Source organism: Mesorhizobium sp. USDA 4413, from assembly GCF_056280365.1.
The window spans coordinates 1,518,779-1,542,531 of sequence record NZ_JBVPRP010000001.1; the positions used below are offsets into that span (position 1 = coordinate 1,518,779).

Below are 23,753 nucleotides of genomic sequence, written 5' to 3' on the forward strand. Positions count from 1 at the left end.
TCGCGACGCAACTCATGTTGCCGCCTCTTCTCTCATCGGCAGCGCTTCGTCCTGCACGCCTTCCTTATCCTGCGGCTCCTCGATCCGAAACCATGTCACATAAAGCGCCGGCAGGAACAGCAGAGTGATCGCGGTACCGGCGATGATCCCGCCCATCATCGCGTAGGCCATCGGTCCCCAGAACACTTCGCGCGCGATCGGGATCAGCGCCAGGCTGGCGGCGGCGGCTGTCAACGCGATCGGCCGCATGCGGTGCTCGGTCGCCTCGATCACGGCCGCCCAGCGGTCCTTGCCTTCGGCGACGAGGTGCTCGATCTGCACGATCAGGATGACGGAGTTGCGGATAAGGATGCCGATCAGCGCCAGCACGCCGAGGATGGCGACGAAGCCGAGCGGCGCACCGCTGGGCACCAGAGCCGCCACCACGCCGATCAGCCCGAGTGGCGCCACCGCCACCACCAGGAACAGGCGCTGGAAGCTCTGCAGCTGCACCATCAGGATGGTCGCCATGATGAACAGCATCAACGGCACCACCGCCGCGATCGGCCCCTGGCTCTTGGCGCTTTCCTCGACTGAGCCGGCGGTTTCCACTGAATAGCCGGGCGGCAGCTTGGCGATGAAGGCGTCGACTGACGGTTTCAGCTCGTTGACGACGCTCGCCGGCAACACGTCGCCGACCAGGCCGGCGCGCACGGTGATCGTCGGCGTCCGGTTACGCCGCCATACGGTTGGCTGTTCGAGGTCGTAGCGGAAATTGGCGACCGCCGCGAGCGGGATCGACTCACCGTTTCCGGTCGGCAACTGCATGTTCTGCAGCGTCTCGATCGAGCCGCGCTCGGCCTCGCGCGAACGCGCCACGACATTGATTTGATATGTCGCGTCGCGCACCTGCGTGATCGTCGAGCCGCCCACCGTGCTGTTCAGCGCGCTGGCAATGTCGGACGACGTGATGCCGAGCTGGCGCGCCTTGTCCTGCAGCACGTCGACCCTCAGCACGCGCTGCGGCTCGTTCCAGTCGAAGGTCGGCGCCGCCAGCTTCGGATTGGCCGAGATCAAGCCGGCGAATTGCTGTGCGAGCTCCCGCACCGTCTGGATGTCGGGACCGCCGACGCGGTACTGCACCGGCCTGCCGACCGGCGGGCCGAGCTCCAGCAATTTGACGAAGGCATCGGTGCCGACGAACTCCTCGCGCAGCAGCTTCTCCAACGCCGGCTTCACCCGATTGCGGGCTTCGATGCTCTTGGTGACGATGACGGTCTGGCCGAAATAGGGATTGGCCGGCTGCACGTCATAGGCGAGCACGAAGCGCACAGCGCCCTGGCCGATATAAGAGGAAAAATGGTCGATGTCGGGATTGCCGACCAGCGCCCGCTGCTCGAAGCGTTCCATCTGGTCGCGCGTCTCCGTGATTGAGGAGTTTTGCGGCAGGTTCCAGTCGACGATCAACTCCGGCCGGTCGGAAGGCGGGAAGAACTGCTGCTGGACGAAGCCGAAGCCGGCGACCGAGGCGGCGAACAGAAGCACCGTCACGATGATGGTCAGCCAATGGCGGCGAACGGAAAAGATAAGCACGCGCCTGAACAGCGCGGTGAAGCGACCGGGCTGGTCGTGATGCTTGGTCTTCATCGTCGCCGGCAGGATGGTGATCCCGAGCAGCGGCGCGAAGAGCACCGCCACGATCCATGACACAAGCAGCGACACCGCGATGACGACGAAGAGCGTGAAGGTGTATTCGCCGGCGGCGCTCGAGTTGAGCCCGATCGGGATGAAGCCGGCGACCGTCACCAGCGTTCCCGTCAACATCGGGAAGGCGGTCGAGGTATAGACATAGGTCGCCGCCTTGCGCAGGTTGTCGCCGATCTCAAGCCGCGCCACCATCATCTCCACCGCGATCATTGCGTCGTCGACCAAAAGGCCGAGCGCGATGATCAGCGCGCCGAGCGAAATGCGCTGCAGCGATATGCCGAGATATTCCATGACCGTGAAGGTGATCGCCAGCACCAGAGGTATCGACAGCGCGACCACGAAGCCTGCGCGCAGCCCGAGACTGATGAAGGACACCGCGAGCACGATCGCGACCGCCTCGAACAGAGCCCGCGTGAAGCCCGAGACCGCCTCCTTGACGATCACCGGCTGGTCGGCAACCAGATGCACGCCGACGCCGACCGGCAGATCGGCCAGCACTTTCTGCATCTCCTCGTGCAACGCCTCACCGAATTTCAGCAGATTGGCGTTCGGCTTCATGCCGATGGCAAGGCCGATCGCGTCCTGGGCGTTGAAGCGGAACAGCGCCGTCGGCGGGTCGACATAGCCGCGCCTGATCGTCGCCACGTCGCTCAGCCGGAAGAAGCGGTCGTCGACGCGCAGGTTGATGGCCCGCAGGCTTTCCTCGGAGGTGAACTGGCCGCCGACGCGCACGCTGATGCGCTCCGGGCCGGTCTCAATGACGCCGGACGGCGTGATTGCGTTCTGCGCCTGCAGGCTGGCGACGATCGCCTGCTGGTTGAGGCCGAGCGCCGCGATCTGGCGCGTCGAGAATTCGAGATAGATGGCCTCGTCCTGCGCGCCGACCAGATCGACCTTGCCGGCATTGGGCACGGTCAGGATCTTGGTCCGCACATCCTCGACATAATCGCGCAATTGGCGCGGCGTCAGCCCGTCGGCGGTGAAGGCATAGATGTTGCCGTAGACGTCGCCGAAGCGGTCGTTGAAGAACGGTCCCTGCACGCCCTGGGGAAACTGCGCCTTGATGTCGTTGATCATATTGCGCACCTGAAGCCAGTTCGGCACGACGTCGCGCGCCTTGGTGGTGTCCTTCAGGTTCACGAAGATGACGGTCTGGCCGGCGGTGGTGATCGATTTGCTGTAGTCGAGGCTGTCGAGCTCCTCGAGCTTCTTCTCGATGCGGTCGGTCACCTGCTGCACCGTCTCCTTGACCGAGGCGCCTGGCCAGTTGGCCTGGATGATCATGGTCTTGATGGTGAAGGCGGGGTCTTCCTCGCGGCCAAGATTGAGATAGGAGAAGATGCCGGCCACCACGAAGACCAGCATGAAATACCAGACCAGCGAACGGTGGTTGAGTGCCCAGTCGGAGAGATTGAAGTCCTTCATCAGACCCCGCCCTCCGGCACCTTGACCTTCTGGCCCTCGCTCAGACTGTGGACGCCGGCGGTGACGACGCGCATGCCGGCCTCGAGCCCTCCTGCGACCGTGAAGCTGCCGCCGTTCCTAGAGGCGACCTTGATCTCGCGCGTGCTTACGCTGGAGGATTGCGGATCGACGATCCAGACCATTTGCGAGCCGTCCCTTTCGAGCAGCGCCGATATCGGCAGCTCGATCGTTGGTTCGACCTTGGTGATGCGCGTTGCGGTAATCGTCGAGCCGAGCCGAAACGCCGTCGGCGGATTCACCAGCGTCAGCCTGACGCGTCGTGTGCGGGTTGCGCCTTCCGATTGCGGCGCGACTTCGCGCAGCTTGGCCTCGGTTTTGATGCTTGGCAAGGACTGCAGGACGATCTCGAACGGCATGCCGACGGTGAGGTCGCCGGTCAGTTGATCGGGGATGTCGACCACTGCCTCGCGCGGGTCGTTGCGTGCCACCGTGACGACGGTCTGCCCGGCCGAAACGGTCTGGCCGACCTCGGCGCCGGTAGCGGTGACGACGCCATCGAAATCGGAGAACAGTCGGGCATAGCCGAGCTGCTCCTGCGACTTTGCCAAAGCGGCATTGGCGCGCTCGACGCCGGCTTCCGCCGCCTGCCGCGCTTGTCTTGCGGCATCGAATGTAGCTTGCGAGATATTGGCCGAGGCGAGCAATTGCCGCTGGCGATCCTCGCTGGCGGCGGCATTGATGAACTGCGCCTGCGCGTTCGACAGATCGGCCTTCGAGGCCTGGACCGCGAGCTCAAGCGCCGTCGGATCGAGCGCCGCGATCGTCGTGCCCTTGGTGACGAGGTCGCCGACCTTGACGTCGCGCGAGACGACGCGGCCGAGCAGGCGGAAGGCAAGGTCGGCGCTGTATTGTGGCTCGACCGAACCGGCGAAGCCGAAGGTCTCGACCGTCTTCGGTTCGACCACCACCGACAGTACCGGTCGGATGACCTCCGGCGGCTGCTCTTCCGAGCGCGAGCAGGCGGCAAGCGCCGCAACGACGAGCAGGAGAGCGAGGTGCAGCCGGCTCATTGGTTTGCCCCTGCCACGTCAACCGTCTGGCCGGGGCTGAGCAACTGCCCGCCGGCAGTGACGACGCTCTGGCCTTCCTGCAAGCCCTTGTTGACGGCAACCACGCCGGAATCGAAGGCGAGCACCTCGACCGGCGCGGGGGTCACCGCCTTGCTCGACGGGTCAAGGATCCAGACGGCGGGCTTGCCGGCGGTCGAGGTCAGCGCCTGCCAGGGCAGCAATATGGCTTTGACTGGCCGGGCGCTGACCGTGCCGATCACCGCTGCACCCAGCGGCATGCCGGCGGGCGTGTCGGGGATGCCGACCTTGACCCGGATCGATCCCGACCGGGTATCGACCGCCGGCGAAATCTCGCGCACCTTGCCGACCGCGCGGACCTGCGGGTCCGACAGAAGCGTGATCGTTACCGCAGGCGAGGGCGGCGTCTCGGCAACCAGCGTCTCTTGCACGTCGAAGACCGCATCGCGGTCGCCGTCTTCGGCGATGGTGAACACGGTCTGCGCCGCCTGAACCACCTGCCCGGCCTCGACTTGGCGCGCCGTGATGACGCCGGCGGCGCCCGCCTTGAGCTCGGTGAAGGACAGGTTGTCCTTGGCATTGGCCAAGGCGCTCTGCGCGGCGTCGACGCTGCCCTGCGCCACTTTCACCGTCTGGTTGGCGGTGTCGAATTCCCGTCTGGTCGTAAAACCCTGCGAAAGCAGCGTCTTTTGCCGCTGGTAAGTGGCCGCGGCCTGGGTGAGTTGCGCCTGTGCGGCGTCGAGATCGGCCTGGGCCGAACGCAGGTCCGCTTCCTGCTCCTGCGGCTCGATGCGGGCAAGCACCGCGCCCTGGGCGACATGCTGGCCGACATCGACCAGCCGCTCGGCGACCCGGCCGCCGATGCGGAATGACAGATTGGTGAGCGTGCGAGCCGCGATCACCCCGGTCAGCGAGGTTCGCGGCGCGTAGTCGGCGAGCGCAACCGTCTGCGCCGTTACCATCACCGGCAATTTCTTTTCCGCCGCTTGCTGCTTCTGGCAGCCGGACATCGAAATCGCCGCGCTGGCGCAGGCCAGCAGCAAAAAGATTTTTGAACGACAAAGAAAGAGAAGCGGCGAAGACGGCAAGGCGGACGATGTCGCGTTCCTGCTCATGGTTCCCCTCAACCCGTGGGAGCCGCTCCTGACGGCCGCACGTCGCGGATAAAATGAGATTAATCGATCGGCGGGAAAAGGAAACCATTTCCGCGGCGCTCGTCATCACTCTGGTTAAGACCGCCACCGCCAGGCCCAATAGACTGGGCCAATGTGCCGACTTGAGGAAAACGTGAAATAAGGTCAGAAGGGTTTCGATCAACGGAACGGGTGCGATCCTGACGAGGGACGGCCCGATGAGGAACGCGATGAAGAATTCAGCCATTTCCGAACGCAAGAACCAGTCGATCTCGCGCGGCGTCGGCATGACGACGCAGATCTATGCCGATCGCGCCGAGAATTCGGAAATCTGGGATGTCGAAGGCCGCCGCTATATCGACTTCTCGTCGGGCATCGCCGTGGTCAACACCGGCCATCGCCATCCGAAGGTGATCGAGGCGGTCAAGGCGCAGCTCGATCGTTTCACCCACACCTGCCACCAGGTCGTGCCCTATGAGAGCTATGTGCATCTCGCCGAGCGCCTGAACGGCATGGTGCCCGGCAAGTTCGACAAGAAGACGATCTTCGTCACCACCGGCGCCGAGGCAGTCGAGAACGCCATCAAGATCGCGCGCAACGCCACCGGCCGCCAGGCGGTCATCGCCTTTTCCGGCGGCTTCCACGGTCGCACCTTCATGGGCATGGCGCTGACCGGCAAGGTCGTGCCCTATAAGGTCGGCTTCGGCGCCATGCCGGCCGATGTCTTCCACGCCCCGTTCCCTGTTGCGCTGCACGGCGTCTCGGTCGCGGATTCGCTTGCCGCGCTCGACAAGCTGTTCAAGGCCGATGTCGATCCGGGCCGCGTTGCCGCCATCATCGTCGAGCCGGTTCAGGGTGAGGGCGGCTTCTATGAAGCGCCACGCGATTTCATGACCGCACTGCGCAAGGTCTGCGATCAGCATGGCATCCTGTTGATAGCGGACGAGGTCCAGACCGGCTTTGCCCGCACCGGCAAGATGTTCGCCATGGAGCATCATGACGTTGCGCCCGACCTCACCACCATGGCGAAGAGCCTTGCCGGCGGCTTCCCGCTCTCGGCAGTCACCGGCCGCGCCGAGATCATGGACGCGCCCGGTCCTGGCGGTCTCGGCGGCACCTATGGCGGCAGCCCGATCGGCGTCGCTGCGGCGCACGCCGTGCTTGACGTCATCGAGGAGGAAAAGCTCTGCGACCGCGCCAATGCGCTCGGAGCCCGTCTGAAGCAGCGGTTGGTGTCGATCCGCGAGGACGTGCCGGAGATGGTCGACATCCGCGGCCCGGGCTTCATGAACGCCGTCGAGTTCAACGACGTGACGAAGGGCCTGCCCTCGGCGGAGTTCGCCAACGCGGTCAGGTTGAAGGCGCTGGACAAGGGCCTCATCCTGCTCACCTGCGGCGTCTACGGCAACGTCATCCGCTTCCTGTCGCCGATCACTATTCAGGACGGCGTCATGACCGAGGCGCTGGATATCCTGGAAACCTCGATCCGCGAAGCGCGGGCGGCCTAACCGGCGGCTCTTGCCGGCTCGCTTTCGCTGAAGGCCGCAAGCGCCGCCTTCAGCGCATCCGGCCCGCCTGCCACCGTCTGCGGCGTCGGCGAGAAGCCGGCGCCCAGCATCTTGCGGCCAAGCATATGGTCGGCCGGACGGTTGACGGATTCGATGCCGAGCAGCCGGCTGCCGGCATAGTGGTAGATCGAGAACTTATTCTCGGCGAGATCGCCCAGCACCACATGGTGATCGCCGCCTTGCGTCAGCCCCACCATCTGCAGCTTCATGTCGCCGATATCCGACCAGAACCACGGCACCGCCGTGAAGGGCTCGGCGTGGCCGAGAATGGTGCGGGCGGCAAGCCTTGCCTGGTCGGTGGCGTTCTGCACCGATTCCAGCCGCACGTCGCCGCCGGTGAACCAGTGGCGATAGGAGGCCGCGTCGCCGATGGCGAGGATTTCGGGAAGCGAGCTTTGCATATGCTGGTCGACGCGGATACCGTTGCCGATGGCCAGGCCGGCGGCCTCCGCCAGTTCGACATTGGGCACCACGCCGATGCCGATGATCACCATCTGCGCCGGCAGGCGTTCGCCGCCGGACGTGATCGCGGCCGATACGCGGGCATTGTCGCCTTCGAGACGGGCAATGGTGGTGCCGGTGAGCACGCGCACGCCGATCGCTTCCAGGCGCTGGCGCACATGGGCGGCGATGACCGGCGCCACGGCGCGGCCGAGCAGCCGGTCGACGGCCTCGACCACGGTGACGTTGCGGCCGGCGGCCCTCAGCGTCGCCGCGATCTCCAGCCCGATGAAGCCGCCGCCGAGAATGACCACGTCCTCGCTCTGCGCGCTGAGCTCGCGAATCAGGCGCGCATCGGCCAGCGAGCGCAACGAGACCACGCCGGCAAAGCCGGCTCCGTCGAGCTTGAGCAGACGCGGCCGCGAGCCGGTCGCGAGCACCAGCCGGTCGAAGCCGAGCTTTCCACCGGCCACGACATTCAGCCGGCCCGCGCGGGCATCGATGCTGTCGATGCGCGCGCCCGGCCGGTAGTCGATGCCGTTGCCCGAATAGAAGGCTTCGCCGCGCAAGAGCTGCGGCTTGGCCTCGGCGTCCTTGATGAAGGTCTTGGACAGCGGCGGCTTGTGATAGGGCAGTTCCTTCTCGTCGCCGATCAGGACAACTGGTCCGTCGTAGCCCTCTTCGCGCAGGCTGGCGGCGGCCTGCACGCCGGCATGGCCCGCACCGACAATCACAATCCCGTTCGTCATCGCAATCCTTTTTTGTTTGCAAATCTAGGCTCTTGCGCCAGGTGGCGATTGTCTGCCACCGCCGCAAGAGCCGCGGATCGGGTCGCACCCAGAATGGCTCTCTGTCAATCGGGCCAGCGAGGTCGTGCTAGGTTTAAAGTTGATATTTGCAGTTTAGAATAATTCTAAATTATTGTTTCGATTGAATTTTTTCTGTCGCGCCAGTTGACTCCCGGCCTCTCCATCGCTTTATGGAGAGCTGCGCGCAAAGCGCATTCCTTTGATGTCTGGGCCTTGAACCCTTTCGATTGGAGGCAAGTGGGTGACTTTTCATCGCGAACCGCGCATCGGCGCGGCCACCATTTTTACCGGCATGCTCATGCCTCGGCGCGGGTGGGCGCCTTTTATTGAATTTCCAAAGAACCGGAGAAGGATAATGACGGCACGTAATGGCGGCAGGCTGGCTGCGATCTGCGCCACGGCTGCGCTCACGGCGGCGGTGTTCGTGTTGCCGGCGAAAGCCGAGACCGACGCGAAGGCGGTGATCAAGACCTATGCCGACATCGCTTTGGCCAAATATGAGGATTCGCTGACCACCGCGCAGGCGCTGGACAAAGCCGTCGACGCGCTCATCGCCAGCCCCTCGGCCGACACGTTGAACGCCGCACGTGAAGCCTGGAAGGCGGCGCGCATTCCTTACCAGCAGACCGAGGTCTACCGCTTCGGCAACAAAATCGTCGACGACTGGGAAGGCAAGGTGAATTCCTGGCCGCTGGATGAGGGCCTCATCGACTATGTCGCCAAGAGCTACGGCACCGAGTCGGACGAGAACGCGCTCTACACGGCCAACGTCATCGCCAACAAGGAAATCGAGATCAACGGCAAGAAGGTCGATGCCTCGAAGCTGACGCCCGAATTCCTTTCGGGCACGCTGCAGGAGGCCGGCGGCGTCGAAGCCAACGTCGCGACCGGCTATCACGCCATCGAATTCCTGCTCTGGGGCCAGGACCTGCACGGCACCGGTCCGGGCGCCGGCGAACGGCCCTATACGGATTACGACCTCAAGAACTGCACGGGCGGCAATTGCGACCGCCGCGCCGAATACCTGAAATCGGCGAGCGACCTTCTTGTGTCCGATCTGCAGGAAATGGTCGACAATTGGAAGGAGGACGGCGCCGCGCGCAAGAATCTCATCGACGGCGACGCGAATGCCGGCATCTCCACCATCTTCACCGGCATGGGCTCGCTCTCCTATGGCGAGCTCGCCGGCGAGCGCATGAAGCTTGGCCTTTTGCTGCACGATCCGGAGGAGGAGCACGACTGCTTCTCCGATAACACCTACATTTCGCATCTCTATGACGCGGTCGGCATCCGCGATGCCTACCATGCCAGCTACAAGCGGCTCGACGGCTCCGTTGTTTCGGGTCCGTCCGTGTCCGACATGGTGAAGGCCGCCGATCCGGCGATCGACAAGGAACTGTCGGGCAAGCTCGACACCAGCGTCGCCAAGATGGAGGCCATCCAGGCGCGTGCTCTTGCCGGCGAGGCCTATGATCAGCAGATCGCCGAGGGCAACGCGCAAGGCAACGCCACCGTGCAGGCGGCGATCGACGCCCTGATCGACCAGACCAAGTCGATCGAGCGCGCCGTCGGATCGCTCAAGCTGAACCAGATCGCTTTCGAGGGCTCCGACAGCCTCGACGCGCCGGACAAGGTGTTCAAGTAAGTTTAGACGTTCGTACCAGCCAAGCGGCGCCGGACCGGCGCCGTCAGCCAGAGCAAACAGATGCTGATCTGCCATTGCAACATCATCACCGAGAAGGAGATCGAGCAGACGATCGTCGGCCTGCTGGATGAGGATCCCTGGCAGCTGATCGTGCCCGCGAAAGTCTATCACGCGATGCGCAAGCGCGGTCGCTGTTGCGGCTGTTTCCCAAATGTGGTGGAAACGATCATTCGGGTCACCGAGAACTACCACGCCCGCTCGGAGATTGGGGGCGTGGACATCGTTTCACATCTGGATCGCGTGAGAGGCTTGCGCGGCCAATACGGGAGCAGAACCCATGAAAGGCGAACCGCAGGTCATCGAGCGGCTTAACGAGGCCCTGTTTCTGGAGCTTGGAGCCGTCAACCAATACTGGGTGCATTATCGCTTGCTCGAGGATTGGGGCTACACCAAGCTGGCAAAGAAGGAGCGGGCGGAATCGATCGAGGAAATGCATCACGCCGACCGGCTGATCGCGCGCATCATCTTCCTCGAAGGCCACCCGAACCTGCAATCCGTCGCGCCGTTGCGCATCGGCCAGAACGTCAAGGAAGTGCTCGAATCCGATCTCGCCGGCGAATATGACGCGCGCACGGCCTACAAGCACTCGCGCGAGATCTGCCACGACGCCGGCGACTTCGTTTCGATGAAGCTGTTCGAGGATCTTTTGACCGACGAGGAAGGACATATCGACTTCCTTGAAACGCAGCTCGATCTGCTCGCCTCCATCGGCGAGGAGAAATACGGCCTGCTCAATGCCGACTCGGCCAACGAGGCGGAGTAAGGACATGCGGGAATGCGGCGCCCCGTAAATTTTTCGCGCCGCGCGCGGCAGGCCGGGATTCACGGCTTGCCGCTCCAGAGAACCCCCCGGCACCGGATTGGTCGTGGGGCTTTGCTTTTGCTGGCGGTCATGCTTTCCGCATCCACGCTGGCCGGCGAGCCAACCGCCCTGCCGACAAGCCGCACCGATCTGACGCCGAAGGATCAGGCGCGGGTTTTGGCCGTGACCAGGCCGACGACCGACTTCACCAGGCCGGAGCCGTTCGAGCTGATGCAGGGCGGTGCCGGCACGTCGCGCAAGGACGTCAACCGCGACGCCTTCTCGCAGTCCTCCGCCAATATCACCTTCGAGGAGGAGGGCAATTTCAAGCTCGGCAACGCGCTTTTTCGCAAGAACTGGGTGTCGTCGCCGTCTTCGCCCCAGGCTTCGGACGGTCTAGGCCCACTCTTCAACGAGCGCGCCTGCCAGAACTGCCATCTGAAGGACGGCCGCGGCCGTCCGCCGGAGGGAGATACCGGATCGACCTCGATGTTTCTCCGGCTCGCGCGCGACGCTGGCAGCGCCGAGGAAAAGGCCGCACTCGCTGGCCACAAGGTGCTGAACTTCCCCGATCCGGTCTATGGCGCGCAACTGCAGGACCTTGCCGTCCCAGGCCTCAAAGGCGAGGGCCGGATGCGCGTCGATTACCAGGAGCAAAAAGTGACGCTCGGCGACGGCGCCGTCGTTTCGCTGCGCAAGCCGAGCTATTCGGTCGAAAACCTCGGCTACGGTCCGCTCGATCCGCGCACCACGCTGTCGCCGCGCCTGACGCCGCCGATGATCGGGCTCGGCCTGATCGAGCAGATCGCGCCGGCCGATATCCTTGCCCATGCCGATCCGGACGACCGCGACGGCGACGGCATTTCGGGCCGGCCGAACATCGTACGCGACGAGCTGAGCGGCCAGGTGACCCTGGGCCGCTTCGGTTGGAAGGCGCAGACCGCCTCGATCCGCCAGCAGGCGGCCGACGCCTTCGCGGGCGATATCGGCATCTCTACCCCGGAAATGCCGAAACACTGGGGCGATTGCACCAAAGCGCAGGCGGATTGCCTTGCCATGCCGAACGGCGTCCAGCAGCGATTGGGCACCGCCGAAGCGTCGCCCCCGGTGATGGATCTCGTCACCTTCTATTCGCAGAACCTGGCCGTGCCGGCGCGACGCGATCTCGACAGACCTGACGTGCTTGCCGGCAAGAAGCAGTTCTACGAGATGGGCTGCATTGCCTGCCATACGCCGAAATTCGTCACCATGCGCGGTACACCCAACAAGGCGCAGGCTTTCCAGCTGATCTGGCCTTATTCCGACTTCCTGCTGCACGACATGGGCACGAGCCTCGCTGACGGGCAACGCGTTGGCGAAGCCACGGGGAGCGAATGGCGCACCCCGCCGCTCTGGGGTATCGGGCTTACCGCGACGGTCAACGGCAATGCCTTCTATCTGCATGACGGCCGCGCCCGAACGCTTGCCGAGGCTATCCTGTGGCACGGCGGCGAGGGCCGGAAGGCGCGGGACCGCTTTGCGGGTGCTGCCGCGGCTGATCGTGAGGCGCTGATCAAATTCCTGGAGTCGCTCTGATGTCGAAACGCCTGGCCGCCGCGCTTGTTCTTCCGCTTCTTCTTGCGGCTGTCCTGCCGGCATCGGCCGCGATCAAGGCCTCCGATGTCATCGGCCGCGCGGTCCATGGTTTCGTCCGCCCGGCCTATGCCAGCCTCGACGAGCATGCGGCGAGCCTGACCAAGGCGATGCACCAGCTTTGCGGCACGCCCTCCAAGGAGAATCTCGAAGCGGCGCGCTCAGCGTTTTCAGGCACTGTGGAGGCCTGGTCGGTGGCCGAGATCATCGCCTTCGGGCCGATCAAGGAGAACAACCGGCTGGAACGCATGCTCTATTGGCCGGACCGCAAGAGCATCGGCCTGAGGCAAGTCCAGGCCACACTGGCATCAAAGGATCCGTCAGCCACCGATCCGGCGCAATTGGCGCAAAAGAGCGTCGCCATGCAGGGCCTCGGCGCCCTCGAATATGTGCTTTACGGCGACGGCGCCGAAACGCTTGTCGGGAAAGACGATCCTTACCGCTGCGCCTACGGCGCGGCTGTCGCCGGCAACATTGAGACCATGGCCGGCGAGGTGCGCGACGCCTGGAACAAACCGGGCGGTTTCGCGTCGCTCTGGGGCAATCCGGGACCGAAAAACCCGCTCTACCGCGACGGCAACGAAGCGGTGACGGAACTGGTCGGCGTCTTCATCAACGAGCTGGAGATGATCCGCGACGTGCGGCTCAAGGGCTTTCTCGGCGCCAAGCCCGACGCCGACAAGCCGAAGCAGGCGATCTACTGGCGCTCGCAGAACACGACAGCCTCGCTGGCCGGAAATGTCTCCGGCCTCGACCAACTGTTCCAGGCCTCGAAGCTTGGCGACGCGCTGCCAGCCGATGCGCAATGGATGGCCGAGTCCATCCATATCCAGCTCACCAACGGCGTGACAACCGCGAAATCGGTCGCCGGACCGATCGACAAGGCCCTCGCCGATCCGGCGCTACGCGACAAGCTCGAGCATTTCGCGCTGATCACCTCCAGCCTGTCGACCTTGATCGGCACCAGGATGACCGCCGAGTTCGGCCTGACCGCGGGCTTCTCGTCGCTGGATGGGGATTGATACCATGCGAACGGCTCTTATCGATCGCCGCGATTTCCTGCGGGCCGCCGGCGCGGGCTTCGCAGCCGCCATGGCGCCGCGCGCCTGGGCCGACACGCTTGCCGCGGACGCCGTCTTTGCCACGGCCTTCGTCAAGCGCGACGGCAGCTTCGGCGCCGCCGTGCTCTCCGAGGCAGGAAAAATCCTGCATACGGTCGATCTGCCGGATCGCGGCCATGACGTCACCTTCGATCCGGTTTCGAAGCGCTCGGTGGTTTTCGCCCGCCAGCCCGGCACCTTCGCCGTGGTCTTCGACCATGCCGGCCGCGACAAGCCATTGACCATCGCCAGCATCGCCGGCCGGCATTTCTTCGGCCACGGCGTGTTCTCGCCCGACGGCGCTCTGCTCTATGCGACCGAAAACGACTTCGACAACGCGGCAGGCGTCGTCGGCGTCTATGACGCGAAAGCAAAGTTCCGCCGCGTCGGCGAATTCCCGACTTACGGCGTGGGTCCGCATGAGCTGCTCCTGCTCGGCGACGGCCGCACCTTAGCCATCGCCAATGGCGGCATCGAGACCCATCCCGACTACGGCCGCGCCGAACTCAACATCGCGACGATGAAGCCCTCCTACACGCTGGTCGACCGCGTCACCGGCGACCTCATTGAAAAGCACGAATTGCCGCCGGCGCTGCATCAGCTTTCGATCCGCCACATGGATCGCGACCAGACGGGCACCGTCTGGTTCGGCTGCCAGTATCGCGGGCCGGCGACGGACCGCCCGGCGCTGGTCGGCCGCGCAGCGCGCGGCAAGGAGCTCGAGCTGCTGGAGATGCCGCAGGATGTGCTCTCCGGCTTCCGCCATTATATCGGCTCGGTCGCCGCCAATGCGGCGACCGGCACGGTCGCCGTCACTTCGCCGGAGGGCAATTCGCTGGCCGTCCTCGACGCCGCCAGCGGACGCGTGGTCGCGACCAGATCGCTGGTCGAGGTCTGCGGCCTCGCGCCCGACGGCGCCGGCTTCATGGCGACGACCGGCGCCGGCGAGATCGTCGGCGGCGCCGGCACCACCCGCTCCGAGCCGGACTATGTCTGGGACAACCACATGCTGCGCATTGTCGCGACGGCGTGATCGCCGCGCGTAGAAGCAAAGCCGCTTAACATTTCTCGACCCTGGCCCTTGCGGCGGCGGCTTATGCCGGGCAGAGGGTGTTTCGATTCAGTTCCTTAACCGGCCTGTGAAGCTGCCTGAATGAAGCCGCCCGTATGAAGCTGCTCGCCATCGATTGCGCCGCCAATCTCTGCGCCGCTTGCGTCTATGACGCGGGCGCGGGGATGGAGCTTGGCCGCGAGGTGCGCGATCTCGGCAAAGGCCATGCCGAGCATCTGATGGCCGTCATAGAGACGGCCCTGCAGATCGGCGGGACCGGTTACCCCGACCTCAACGCCGTTGCCGTCTCGATCGGGCCGGGCTCCTTCACCGGCCTGCGCGTCGGCGTCTCGACAGCGCGCGGCCTGGCCTTGGCGCTGAAAATCCCGGCGATCGGGGTGACGACGTTGGAAGCCCTCGCGGCGGAGGGGACCAACGCCTTTCCCGGGCGCGCGGTGCTTGCCGCGCTCGACGCCGGCCGCGAGGAAATCCATGCCGCGCTCTATGATGGAACGTTAGCTGAAGCTTACGGACCTTCCGTGGTCACGCTTTCCGAGGCGGCGACCATGGCCATCGACGCCGAAGCGGTCCTGGTCGGCACCGCCGCGCCGCTCGTTGCCCAGGCGGCGGGTCGTGCCTTCGATACCGGTCCGGTAGCTGCCACCGCCGACATCGCGACCTATGCCCGGCTGGCCGCCGCCAAGCGACCCGGCGAGAAGCCGAAGCCGCTTTATCTGCGTGGCGCGGACGCCAAGCCGCAGGCGGGTTTCATTCTGCCAAGGCAGGACAAGGGAAACGACGCCTGATGCGCATACCGTTCTTTCAGCCGCGCCGCAGGGACTATGCCTTGGAACCGCTCACGGTTGCCGACAGCGCCGCCATCTCGGTGCTGCACCGCGAGGATTTCGCGCGGCCCTGGACCGACGGCGAGTTTGCGGCACTGCTCGAGCAGGAAACGGTATTCGGCTATGCGGCGCGCGAAACCGGTCAAGGCGCCAAGCCGCCGGTCGGCTTCGTGCTGGCGCGGCTCGCGGCCGGCGAGGGGGAAATCCTGACCGTGGCTGTCGCCCGCAACCATCGCCGCCAGGGCCTTGGCTGGCAGTTGATGGACGCGGTGCTGCGCGAATTGCATGCTCAACGCGCGGAAGCGCTGTTCCTCGAGGTCGACGAGACCAATGCGCCGGCGATCGGGCTTTACCGCAGGCTTGGCTTCATCCAGGTCGGTCATCGGCCGAACTACTACCGTTCGACCGAGCACGGCCCGACCGGCGCGCTTGTCATGCGCCGCGATCTTCGCTAGCCAATCCGCGCGATAGGGCATGATCCCGAAAAGTGGGAACCGGTTTTCGGAAAAGATCATGCTCTACAAAGAGTTAGATCAGGATGACAATTCAACGACACGTCATCCTGCTCTAGGCGGGGAGCGAATGATCAAGAAATTGCGGATTTCCCTGGCGCTCTTCTATGTCGTCGTCTGTTCGCTTGTGCTGGTGCCGCTGCAGATCCTGTCGATGAAGACAGGGCTCTGGCCCGAAACCTTCATCCTGAGGATATGGCACCGCATGATCCTCCAGGCGCTAGGCATGCGGGTGCATGTGAAGGGCGCGCTGGCCAGGGAACGCCCGCTGCTTGTGGCGGCCAACCACATTTCCTGGACCGATATCATGGTGCTCGGCTCCTTCGTCGATGTGAAGTTCATCGCCAGGGCCGACATGGAAGGCTGGCCGCTGATCGGCATGCTGTCCAAGCTGCAGCGCACCGTCTTCATCGAACGCGAGCGCAAGCGCACCTCCGGCGACCAGGCAAGCGAGATCGCCAAAAGGGTGGCAAAAGGCGACGCCATGGTGCTGTTCGCCGAAGGCTCGACCGGCGACGGCAACCTCGTTCTGCCGTTCAAGAGCACACTCTTCGGCGCGGCCTCGATGGCGATCTCGGAAGGCGCGGCGGAACAAGTCTTCATCCAGCCCGTGGCGATCGCCTATACGCGCCTGCATGGCATGCCGATGGGCCGCCGCCATCGACCGATGACCGCCTGGATCGGCGACCAGGATTTGATGCCGCATCTCAAAACCCTGCTTACCGAAGGCGCGATCGATGCCGAGGTGCATTTCGGCGCGCCGGTGCCGTTCTCCAAGGGTTCGAACCGCAAGGAAACGGCAAGGCTGATGGAAGCCAAGGTGCGCGAGATGATGCAGGCCGCGCTCGCCGATCCGCGCCCCAGTCGTCAGCGTATCGGCTGAAAGCCGGATGCGCGGCGCCGCAACCTGCCAGAATCGTCTGTTTTTTGTCACGGAAAGGCGCTAGAAGCCGCCCGATGGAATTGAACACGATTGAAAGCCACGACATCGGCGCTGCGGCCGAGCACACGGCCAGCACTAACCGGACGGCGAAAAAGGTCTTCGTCAAGACCTATGGCTGCCAGATGAATGTCTACGATTCCCAGCGCATGACCGATGCGCTGGCAGCCGACGGCTATGTCGCCACGGACGCCGTCGAAGACGCCGATCTGGTGCTGCTCAACACCTGCCATATCCGCGAAAAGGCGGCGGAAAAGGTCTATTCCGAGCTTGGCCGCATCCGCGACGTGAAGGCCGAGCGCGCCGAGGCCGGCCGCGAGCTTCTGATCGGCGTCGCCGGCTGCGTGGCGCAGGCCGAGGGCGCCGAGATCATCCGCCGTGCGCCTGCGGTCGATCTGGTCATCGGCCCGCAAACCTATCACCGGCTGCCCGACGTGCTGGCGCGGGTCCGTGGCGGCGAGAAGATCGTCGAGACCGAATACGCCATCGAGGACAAGTTCGAGCATCTGCCGCAGCCGAAGCGCGCCGAGCTTGCCAGGCGCGGCGTCACCGCTTTCCTCACGGTTCAGGAAGGTTGCGACAAGTTCTGCACCTTCTGCGTAGTGCCTTACACGCGCGGCTCCGAGGTCTCGCGCCCGGTGGCGCAGATCGTCGCCGAGGCCGAGCGCCTGGCCGAGGCCGGCGTGCGCGAGGTGACCCTACTCGGCCAGAACGTCAACGCCTGGCACGGCGTCGGCGAAAACGGCGAGGAATGGGGCCTCGGCCGCCTGCTGTTTCGGCTTGCGGAAATCCCCGGCCTGGCTCGGCTGCGCTACACCACCAGCCATCCGCGCGACATGGATGACGAATTGATCGCCGCGCATCGTGACCTGCCCACCTTGATGCCCTATCTGCATTTACCGGTGCAATCGGGATCCGACCGGATTTTGAAGGCAATGAACCGCAGGCACACGGCACGTGACTATCTGGCGCTGATCGAGCGCATCCGCGCCGCTCGCCCCGACATCGCCATGTCCGGCGACTTCATCGTCGGCTTCCCGGGCGAGACGGAAGAGGACTTCGAGGCGACGCTGAAGCTGGTGCGCGAGGTGAACTACGCCGCCTGCTTTTCGTTCAAATATTCGCCGCGGCCCGGCACGCCGGGCGCCGAGATGGACGGGCATCTCGCCGAGGCGGTGAAGAACGAGCGGTTGCAGCGCCTGCAGGCGCTGATCAACGAGCAGCAGCGGAATTTCATCGCCGGCCTGGTCGGCCGCACTGTCAGCACGCTGATCGAGAAGCCCGGCCGCCATGCCGGCCAGATCGTCGGCCGCTCGCCTTGGCTGAACCCGGTTATTGTTGACGACAAGGCCGGTGGAATCGGTGACATTATTGACGTAAGAATCACGAAGACAGGCCCCAACAGCCTGTTCGCCGAGTTGGCCTGATGCATGTCGCCCAAAAATGCCCGCGGTTTGGGGCAACGACACGCATAGCCGCAAGCCTCGGCAGATGAGGAGAGACGGTTGAGCGCTGCCGAACTGAAGAATCCGCCCCAGAACCAGGCGACCGGGGCTTCCGACATGGCGCACATCGTACTGACCTTCGACAACAACAAGCTTGCCAGCGCCCTTTATGGTCAGTTCGACGAGAATCTGGCCCGGCTCGAGCAGAAGCTCGGCGTGGACATCCGTTCGCGCGGCAACCAGCTCGCGATCAAGGGCTCGGCTTCGGCCGCCGAACAGGCGCGCCGCGCGCTGGATACGCTCTACGGCATCCTGCAAAAGGGGGCCGACATCGGCCAGTCGGATGTCGACGGTGCCGTGCGCATGGCGATTGCCGCCGATGACCAGCTGACGCTGCCGACCCTGGAGCGCAAGGGCAAGGTCTCGGCCGCCCAGATCTCGACCCGCAAGAAGACGATCTATGCCCGTTCGCTGACGCAGGACGCCTATATGCGGGCGCTGGAGCGCTCGGAAATGGTCTTCGGCATCGGCCCGGCTGGTACCGGCAAGACCTATCTTGCGGTGGCGCATGCGGCCATGCTGCTGGAACGCGGCATGGTCGAGCGCATCGTGCTGTCGCGCCCGGCGGTCGAGGCCGGCGAGCGGCTTGGCTTCCTGCCCGGCGACATGAAGGAGAAGGTCGACCCGTATCTCAGACCTCTCTACGACGCGCTCTACGACATGATGCCGGCCGACAAGGTTGAGCGGGCGATCGCAGCCGAGGTCATCGAGATCGCGCCCTTGGCCTTCATGCGCGGCCGCACACTGGCGCATGCGGCTGTGATCCTCGACGAGGCGCAGAACACGACGCAGATGCAGATGAAGATGTTCCTGACCCGTCTCGGCGAGAACTCACGCATGATCGTCACCGGCGATCCGAGCCAGATCGACCTGCCGCCCAACACCAAGTCGGGCCTTGTCGAGGCGCTGCGCATCCTCGACGGCGTGCCTGGCATCGTCACGGTCCGCTTCAACGAGGGCGACGTGGTGCGCCACCCGCTGGTGGCCGAGATCGTCAAGGCCTACGATCGCGACGGCAAGCTGGCGCGAGGGCTCGGCGCCGAGAGCTAGAGCATGATCCCGAACCGAAGGACCGCGTCAGCGAAATGTGCGCGGTTTTCGGGAAAGATCATGGTCAAAATAAAGATAGCCCCCTATGGCGCAAAATCCGGAATTTGGCGGCGAAACGCCGGTCGATATCGATGTCTTCGTCGAGGCCGGCGATTGGGCTGCGGAGGCCGAATTGACGCGTCTCGTCGATCGCGCCGTTGCGGCCGCCCTTGCCGAGACTGGCGCGGGCGGCGCTTCCGAGCTTAGCGTCGTTTTTTCCGACGATGCCCATATCCGGGCGCTCAACGCCGAGTGGCGCGGCAAGGACAAGCCCACCAACGTCTTGTCTTTCCCGGCTTTTTCCTTCCCCAAAGGCGGCAAGCTGCCGCCGATGCTGGGCGATATCGTGCTGGCTTCCGAGACCGTCGCGCGAGAGGCCGCCCTGGAAGACAAGCCGCTCGAGAACCATATCACCCATCTCGTCATCCATGGCCTGCTGCATCTTTTGGGCCATGATCACGAGACCGAGGCCGAGGCGGAGGAGATGGAGGCGATCGAGCGCGCGGCGCTTGCGAGGCTTGCCATTCCCGATCCCTACGCGTAACAAAAAAGCTCAATTGACCTGATGGCGATGAACGACACACCAGAGACTGCCGCCCGCCCGGACGCCGGCAGTGCTGCCAAGCCTTCCGAAAAGACGGAAGAGGGCTCAAGTCCGAGTATTCCCACCGGCAGCGCGGCCGCCGAGCCGACGCATGCCGGTCCTTCCCTCTTCGACCGCGTGCTCGGCCTGTTTCGGCACCGCAACGGCACCAGCCTGCGCGAGGAGATCGCCGGCGCGCTTGCCGAAACGGCGACCGATGCCGAATCCTTCTCGCCCGGCGAACGCGCCATGCTCAACAACATCCTGCGCCTGCGCGAAGTGCGGGTCGAGGATGTCATGGTGCCGCGTGCCGATATCGAGGCGGTCGAGATCAACACCACCCTTGGCGACCTGCTTGGCCTTTTCGAGCAGTCCGGCCATTCGCGCATGCCGGTCTATTCGGAGACGCTCGACGATCCGCGCGGCATGGTCCACATCCGCGACGTGCTCGCCCATATCACCAAGGTCGCCCGCGTCAGGAGGGGCCGCACCAGGGCGAAGGCGCCGGCGACGACGGCGCTCGACCTCTCGCAGGTCGATCTCGCGCGCACCATCGGCGATCTCAATCTGATCCGCCAGGTGCTGTTCGTGCCGCCCTCGATGCTCGCCTCCGACCTGATGGGCCGCATGCAGACGACGCGCACGCAGATGGCGCTGGTCATCGACGAATATGGCGGCACCGACGGCCTCGCCTCGCTGGAGGACATCGTCGAGATGGTGGTCGGCGACATCGAGGACGAGCACGACGACGACGAGCCGATGATCACGCAGACCGGCGACGGCGTCTTCGTCGTCGACGGCAAGGCCGAGATCGACGAGGTCGCCAAGATGATCGGCGGCGATTTCGCCGCCGGCGAGCATGGCGAATATGTCGACACAATCGGCGGCATGATCTTCAACACGCTTGGCCGCGTCCCGGCCAGGGGCGAAGTCGTGCAGGCTATCCCGGGCTTCGAGTTCCATGTGCTCGACGCCGACCCGCGCCGCGTCAAGCGCGTGCGCATCGTGCAGAGCCAGAAGGGCGAGCGGCAGCGCCGCCGCGCGGCCCGCGCCGAACAGGCCTGAGCCTGTTCGCCTGATGCCGATGGACGATCCCTTCAAGCACGCCACCTTTGGTTCGGGCGTCTTCTACCGGGATCCGCGCGCTGCTTTGGCGTGGCTGCAGGCGGCCTTCGGCTTCGAGCCGAGCATGCTGGTGAGCGATGCCGACGGCCGGCTCGTGCATGCCGAAATGCGTTTCGGCGACGGCTACATCATCGTCGATTCCGAATGGGATGAGCGTGTCGCCAGCCCGGCCTCCGTCGGCGGCAGGAACACCCAAGCCGTCTATATCCGTTTGCAGCAAGACCTTGACGCTCATTGCGAGCAGGCGCGCGCGGCAGGCGCGGAGATCGTCGAGGAGCCCGCCGATCATTTCTACGGCGAGCGCCAATATCGCGCCCGCGACCCCGAAGGCCATGTCTGGACATTCACCCGCACCGTGCGTGTCGTGCCCAAGGACGAGGCAGAGCGACTGAGCGGCCTGCGCATCGAAGGCTGGCATAGATAGCGGGACCGTATCAGCGGCGTTTATCCGGGTTTGGATCGGGCGGTACAGCCTGTTAAATCTCTAGCTCCCTGATTCGCGCGACTTGGGAAGCTTGATGCAGCGCTTTGCCGGCCGGATAATTCTGCTGTGGGGGTGGCGGCGGTCGCTGGTGGCGTTTGCCGCGGGGGCGCTGGCGGTGCTCGCCCAGGCGCCTTACGACTTCTTCGCCGTCTGCTTCGTTTCGTTTCCGGTGCTCGTCTGGCTGCTCGACGGCGCCACCGGCGAGGCTTCCGACGGCTGGCTCAAGCGCTTGAGGCCGGCTTTCGCCACCGGCTGGTGGTTCGGCTTCGGCTACTTCCTCGCCGGTCTCTGGTGGATCGGCCAGGCATTGCTGGTCGAGGCCGACAGCTTTGCCTGGGCCTTGCCCTTCGCCGTGGTCGGCATCCCCTTTGCGCTCGCTTCTTTCTATGGCTTTGCGACGGTCGTGGCGCGGCTGTTCTGGAGCAGCGATATCGGCCGCATCACCGCCCTTGCCTTCGGCTTCGGCCTTGCCGAATGGCTGCGCGACTTCCTCTTCACCGGCTTTCCCTGGAACGCCGTCGGCTACGCAGCGATGCCTGTGCCGCTCCTGATGCAGAGCGTGTCGGTGACCGGAATGATCGGCATGAACGCGCTCGCGGTCTTCCTGTTTTCGCTGCCCGCGCTGGTCGCGGCGCGCCGGCATCTCAGGCTGGGCATTGCCTTGTTCGTCATCCTCGTCACCGCCCATGTCGGCTTCGGCTATTTCAGGCTCGCCACCCCGGTGAAACCGACACGCTCGATCGATGTCCGCATCGTCCAGCCCGCGGTCGATCTCAGCGAAAAGTGGGACGCCTCGGTGCGCGACCGCATCTTCGCAACTTTGCTGGGGATATCGGGGAAAGCGCCGGAAGAAGGGCACGCCAAGCCGCAGCTCATCCTGTGGCCGGAGACGTCGGTGCCGTTCCTGTTCACCGAGCGTCCGGACGCTCTGACGGCATTGGGCGACATGCTGGCCGACGGCCAGATGCTGATTGCCGGTGTCGTGCGCGAGGAGGGCGGATCGGCGAATGCCGGCAGCCGCTATTACAATTCCGTCGTGGCGATAAACGACAAGGGCGAGATCGTCGATGCCGTCGACAAGGTGCATCTGGTGCCCTTTGGCGAGTATCTGCCCTTCGCCGATCTTTTCGAACGCTTCGGCATCGGCCAGCTCGTTGCCGGACCGATGAATTTCGCTGCCGGCAACGGGCGGCATCCGATCGGCGTGCCGGGTGGCCTGCGCGCAGCTCCGTTCATCTGCTACGAGGTGATTTTCCCCGATCTTGTCGCCGTCGACGCTGCGTCATCTGACGTAATTGTGAACGTCACCAACGACGCCTGGTTTGGCGACACGCCGGGCCCGTATCAGCACTTCAGGCAGGCCCAGATCCGTGCGGTGGAGAATGGATTGCCGCTGTTGCGCGCGGCCAACAACGGCATCTCCGCAGTCGTCGATTCGCACGGGCGCATCGTCGATGCGCTTGCCGTCGACGCGCGCGGCGCCATCGAAGCGCATGTGCCGGTCTCTGGGGGTGCCCTCCTGTCTCCCGACCGGCGGCGCATTAACGGATTGCTGATCATGTTGGTGTTTGCGCTGGCGGCCTTCACATTGAATGTAAGGCAGCGGCTACGGGTCAATTGACAGTCGGCACATTAGAAACTCATACTGTAACGCCTAAAATTTTCTCGAAGTCGGTTGGAGGGTTCTGTTGGGGCAGGTGGCTCCGGCTTCGTATGGCGGAACAAAATAGAAAAAGCCGGAAAAATTCGGCGAGGAAAAAATGACAGAAGAGAACAAGAAGAAGCCGAATCCGATCGACATCCATGTCGGGAGTCGCATCCGGCTACGTCGCAATATGCTTGGAATGAGCCAGGAAAAGCTGGGTGAAAATCTCGGCATCACCTTTCAGCAGATCCAGAAGTACGAGAAGGGCACGAACAGGGTTGGCGCCAGCCGTCTGCAGGCGATCGCCTCCATCCTAAGCGTTCCCGTCGCCTTCTTCTTCGAGGATGCCCCGGGCGAGGAGACCGGCGGCAATCGGGGATTTGCCGAAGACTCCTCGATGGCCTTCGCCGTCGAATTCTGCGGCAGTCCCGAAGGGCTTCAGCTCAACCGGGCTTTCGTCAAGATCGGCGACGTCAAGGTGCGCCGCCGGATCATCGATCTGGTGAAGGCGCTCTCCGCCGACGACGCCGATTGACTTTTACCTATGCCGCCAGCGGGGTCCTGCCGCCGGTGGCATAGCCGACC

Annotated in this window: 21 protein-coding genes; 17 read left to right on the forward strand and 4 right to left on the reverse strand. The window is 64.5% G+C overall.

Annotation, left to right across the window (positions count from 1 at the left end; genetic code table 11):
• Nucleotides 1–12: 12 nt before the first annotated feature.
• The 3 genes from ACVMIM_RS07515 to ACVMIM_RS07525 are packed head-to-tail and all read right to left on the reverse strand — an operon-like array spanning nucleotide 13 to nucleotide 5,314.
• Complete coding sequence (locus ACVMIM_RS07515; protein ID WP_476111425.1) at nucleotides 13–3,111, reverse strand: efflux RND transporter permease subunit; 3,099 nt, start codon at nucleotides 3,109–3,111, stop codon at nucleotides 13–15.
• Nucleotides 3,111–4,181, reverse strand: coding sequence for an efflux RND transporter periplasmic adaptor subunit (locus tag ACVMIM_RS07520; RefSeq protein WP_476111426.1), 1,071 nt, complete (start codon nucleotides 4,179–4,181; stop codon nucleotides 3,111–3,113). The genes ACVMIM_RS07515 and ACVMIM_RS07520 overlap by 1 nt, the downstream gene beginning before the upstream one ends.
• On the reverse strand, nucleotides 4,178–5,314 hold the full coding sequence (locus tag ACVMIM_RS07525) for an efflux RND transporter periplasmic adaptor subunit (protein WP_476111427.1): 1,137 nt from the start codon (nucleotides 5,312–5,314) through the stop codon (nucleotides 4,178–4,180). Before ACVMIM_RS07525 ends, ACVMIM_RS07520 begins: the two co-directional genes overlap by 4 nt.
• A 248-nt stretch (nucleotides 5,315–5,562) precedes the next feature.
• Between ACVMIM_RS07525 and ACVMIM_RS07530 the strand changes: the two genes are divergently transcribed.
• On the forward strand, nucleotides 5,563–6,840 hold the full coding sequence (locus tag ACVMIM_RS07530) for a 4-aminobutyrate--2-oxoglutarate transaminase (RefSeq protein ID WP_476111428.1): 1,278 nt from the start codon (nucleotides 5,563–5,565) through the stop codon (nucleotides 6,838–6,840).
• Here ACVMIM_RS07530 and ACVMIM_RS07535 read toward each other — a convergent pair.
• Nucleotides 6,837–8,090, reverse strand: coding sequence for an NAD(P)/FAD-dependent oxidoreductase (locus ACVMIM_RS07535; protein ID WP_476111429.1), 1,254 nt, complete (start codon nucleotides 8,088–8,090; stop codon nucleotides 6,837–6,839). The two genes, ACVMIM_RS07530 and ACVMIM_RS07535, sit on opposite strands and share 4 nt — an antisense overlap.
• A gap of 415 nt (nucleotides 8,091–8,505) precedes the next feature.
• Here ACVMIM_RS07535 and ACVMIM_RS07540 point away from each other — a divergent pair, with 415 nt between their 5' ends.
• The 16 genes from ACVMIM_RS07540 to ACVMIM_RS07615 all read left to right on the forward strand — a co-directional run bounded on the left by ACVMIM_RS07540 (nucleotide 8,506) and on the right by ACVMIM_RS07615 (nucleotide 23,703).
• The gene (locus ACVMIM_RS07540; RefSeq protein ID WP_476111430.1) at nucleotides 8,506–9,795 is read left to right on the forward strand and encodes an imelysin family protein; all 1,290 of its coding nucleotides are present in this window, start codon (nucleotides 8,506–8,508) and stop codon (nucleotides 9,793–9,795) included.
• A gap of 60 nt (nucleotides 9,796–9,855) precedes the next feature.
• The gene (locus ACVMIM_RS07545; RefSeq protein ID WP_040993978.1) at nucleotides 9,856–10,167 is read left to right on the forward strand and encodes a (2Fe-2S)-binding protein; all 312 of its coding nucleotides are present in this window, start codon (nucleotides 9,856–9,858) and stop codon (nucleotides 10,165–10,167) included.
• Nucleotides 10,133–10,618 carry a bacterioferritin gene (bfr, locus tag ACVMIM_RS07550; protein ID WP_040993979.1) on the forward strand — a complete coding sequence of 162 codons (486 nt, stop codon included), beginning with the start codon at nucleotides 10,133–10,135 and terminating at the stop codon, nucleotides 10,616–10,618. The genes ACVMIM_RS07545 and bfr overlap by 35 nt, the downstream gene beginning before the upstream one ends.
• 129 nt (nucleotides 10,619–10,747) lie before the next feature.
• Nucleotides 10,748–12,232 (forward strand): di-heme oxidoreductase family protein, encoded by a 1,485-nt coding sequence (locus tag ACVMIM_RS07555; protein WP_476111431.1) that lies wholly within the window; start codon nucleotides 10,748–10,750, stop codon nucleotides 12,230–12,232.
• Entirely contained in the window at nucleotides 12,232–13,311 is a 1,080-nt protein-coding gene (locus ACVMIM_RS07560; protein ID WP_476111432.1) for an imelysin family protein, read from the forward strand. Before ACVMIM_RS07555 ends, ACVMIM_RS07560 begins: the two co-directional genes overlap by 1 nt.
• A gap of 4 nt (nucleotides 13,312–13,315) precedes the next feature.
• Complete coding sequence (locus ACVMIM_RS07565; protein WP_278047385.1) at nucleotides 13,316–14,422, forward strand: DUF1513 domain-containing protein; 1,107 nt, start codon at nucleotides 13,316–13,318, stop codon at nucleotides 14,420–14,422.
• 134 nt (nucleotides 14,423–14,556) lie between these two features.
• Entirely contained in the window at nucleotides 14,557–15,246 is a 690-nt protein-coding gene (tsaB, locus tag ACVMIM_RS07570) for a tRNA (adenosine(37)-N6)-threonylcarbamoyltransferase complex dimerization subunit type 1 TsaB (protein WP_476111433.1), read from the forward strand.
• Nucleotides 15,246–15,740 carry a GNAT family N-acetyltransferase gene (locus ACVMIM_RS07575; RefSeq protein ID WP_476111434.1) on the forward strand — a complete coding sequence of 165 codons (495 nt, stop codon included), beginning with the start codon at nucleotides 15,246–15,248 and terminating at the stop codon, nucleotides 15,738–15,740. The genes tsaB and ACVMIM_RS07575 overlap by 1 nt, the downstream gene beginning before the upstream one ends.
• Before the next feature lie 127 nt (nucleotides 15,741–15,867).
• A complete protein-coding gene (gene olsA, locus ACVMIM_RS07580; RefSeq protein WP_476111435.1) occupies nucleotides 15,868–16,680 on the forward strand; it encodes a lyso-ornithine lipid O-acyltransferase in 813 nt (270 codons plus the stop codon).
• A 74-nt stretch (nucleotides 16,681–16,754) separates the two neighbouring features.
• Complete coding sequence (gene miaB / locus ACVMIM_RS07585) at nucleotides 16,755–18,164, forward strand: tRNA (N6-isopentenyl adenosine(37)-C2)-methylthiotransferase MiaB (protein WP_476111436.1); 1,410 nt, start codon at nucleotides 16,755–16,757, stop codon at nucleotides 18,162–18,164.
• A 135-nt stretch (nucleotides 18,165–18,299) separates the two neighbouring features.
• The gene (locus ACVMIM_RS07590) at nucleotides 18,300–19,292 is read left to right on the forward strand and encodes a PhoH family protein (RefSeq protein ID WP_278047781.1); all 993 of its coding nucleotides are present in this window, start codon (nucleotides 18,300–18,302) and stop codon (nucleotides 19,290–19,292) included.
• An 85-nt stretch (nucleotides 19,293–19,377) separates the two neighbouring features.
• Entirely contained in the window at nucleotides 19,378–19,875 is a 498-nt protein-coding gene (gene ybeY / locus ACVMIM_RS07595; RefSeq protein ID WP_476111437.1) for an rRNA maturation RNase YbeY, read from the forward strand.
• A gap of 27 nt (nucleotides 19,876–19,902) precedes the next feature.
• Nucleotides 19,903–20,979, forward strand: coding sequence for a hemolysin family protein (locus ACVMIM_RS07600; RefSeq protein ID WP_476111438.1), 1,077 nt, complete (start codon nucleotides 19,903–19,905; stop codon nucleotides 20,977–20,979).
• A gap of 13 nt (nucleotides 20,980–20,992) precedes the next feature.
• Nucleotides 20,993–21,463: a VOC family protein gene (locus tag ACVMIM_RS07605; protein WP_476111439.1), complete on the forward strand. Its 471-nt coding sequence runs from the start codon at nucleotides 20,993–20,995 to the stop codon at nucleotides 21,461–21,463.
• 94 nt (nucleotides 21,464–21,557) lie between these two features.
• The gene (gene lnt, locus ACVMIM_RS07610; RefSeq protein WP_476111440.1) at nucleotides 21,558–23,144 is read left to right on the forward strand and encodes an apolipoprotein N-acyltransferase; all 1,587 of its coding nucleotides are present in this window, start codon (nucleotides 21,558–21,560) and stop codon (nucleotides 23,142–23,144) included.
• A 139-nt stretch (nucleotides 23,145–23,283) separates the two neighbouring features.
• Nucleotides 23,284–23,703, forward strand: coding sequence for a helix-turn-helix domain-containing protein (locus tag ACVMIM_RS07615; protein ID WP_040993989.1), 420 nt, complete (start codon nucleotides 23,284–23,286; stop codon nucleotides 23,701–23,703).
• Nucleotides 23,704–23,753: the final 50 nt, after the last annotated feature.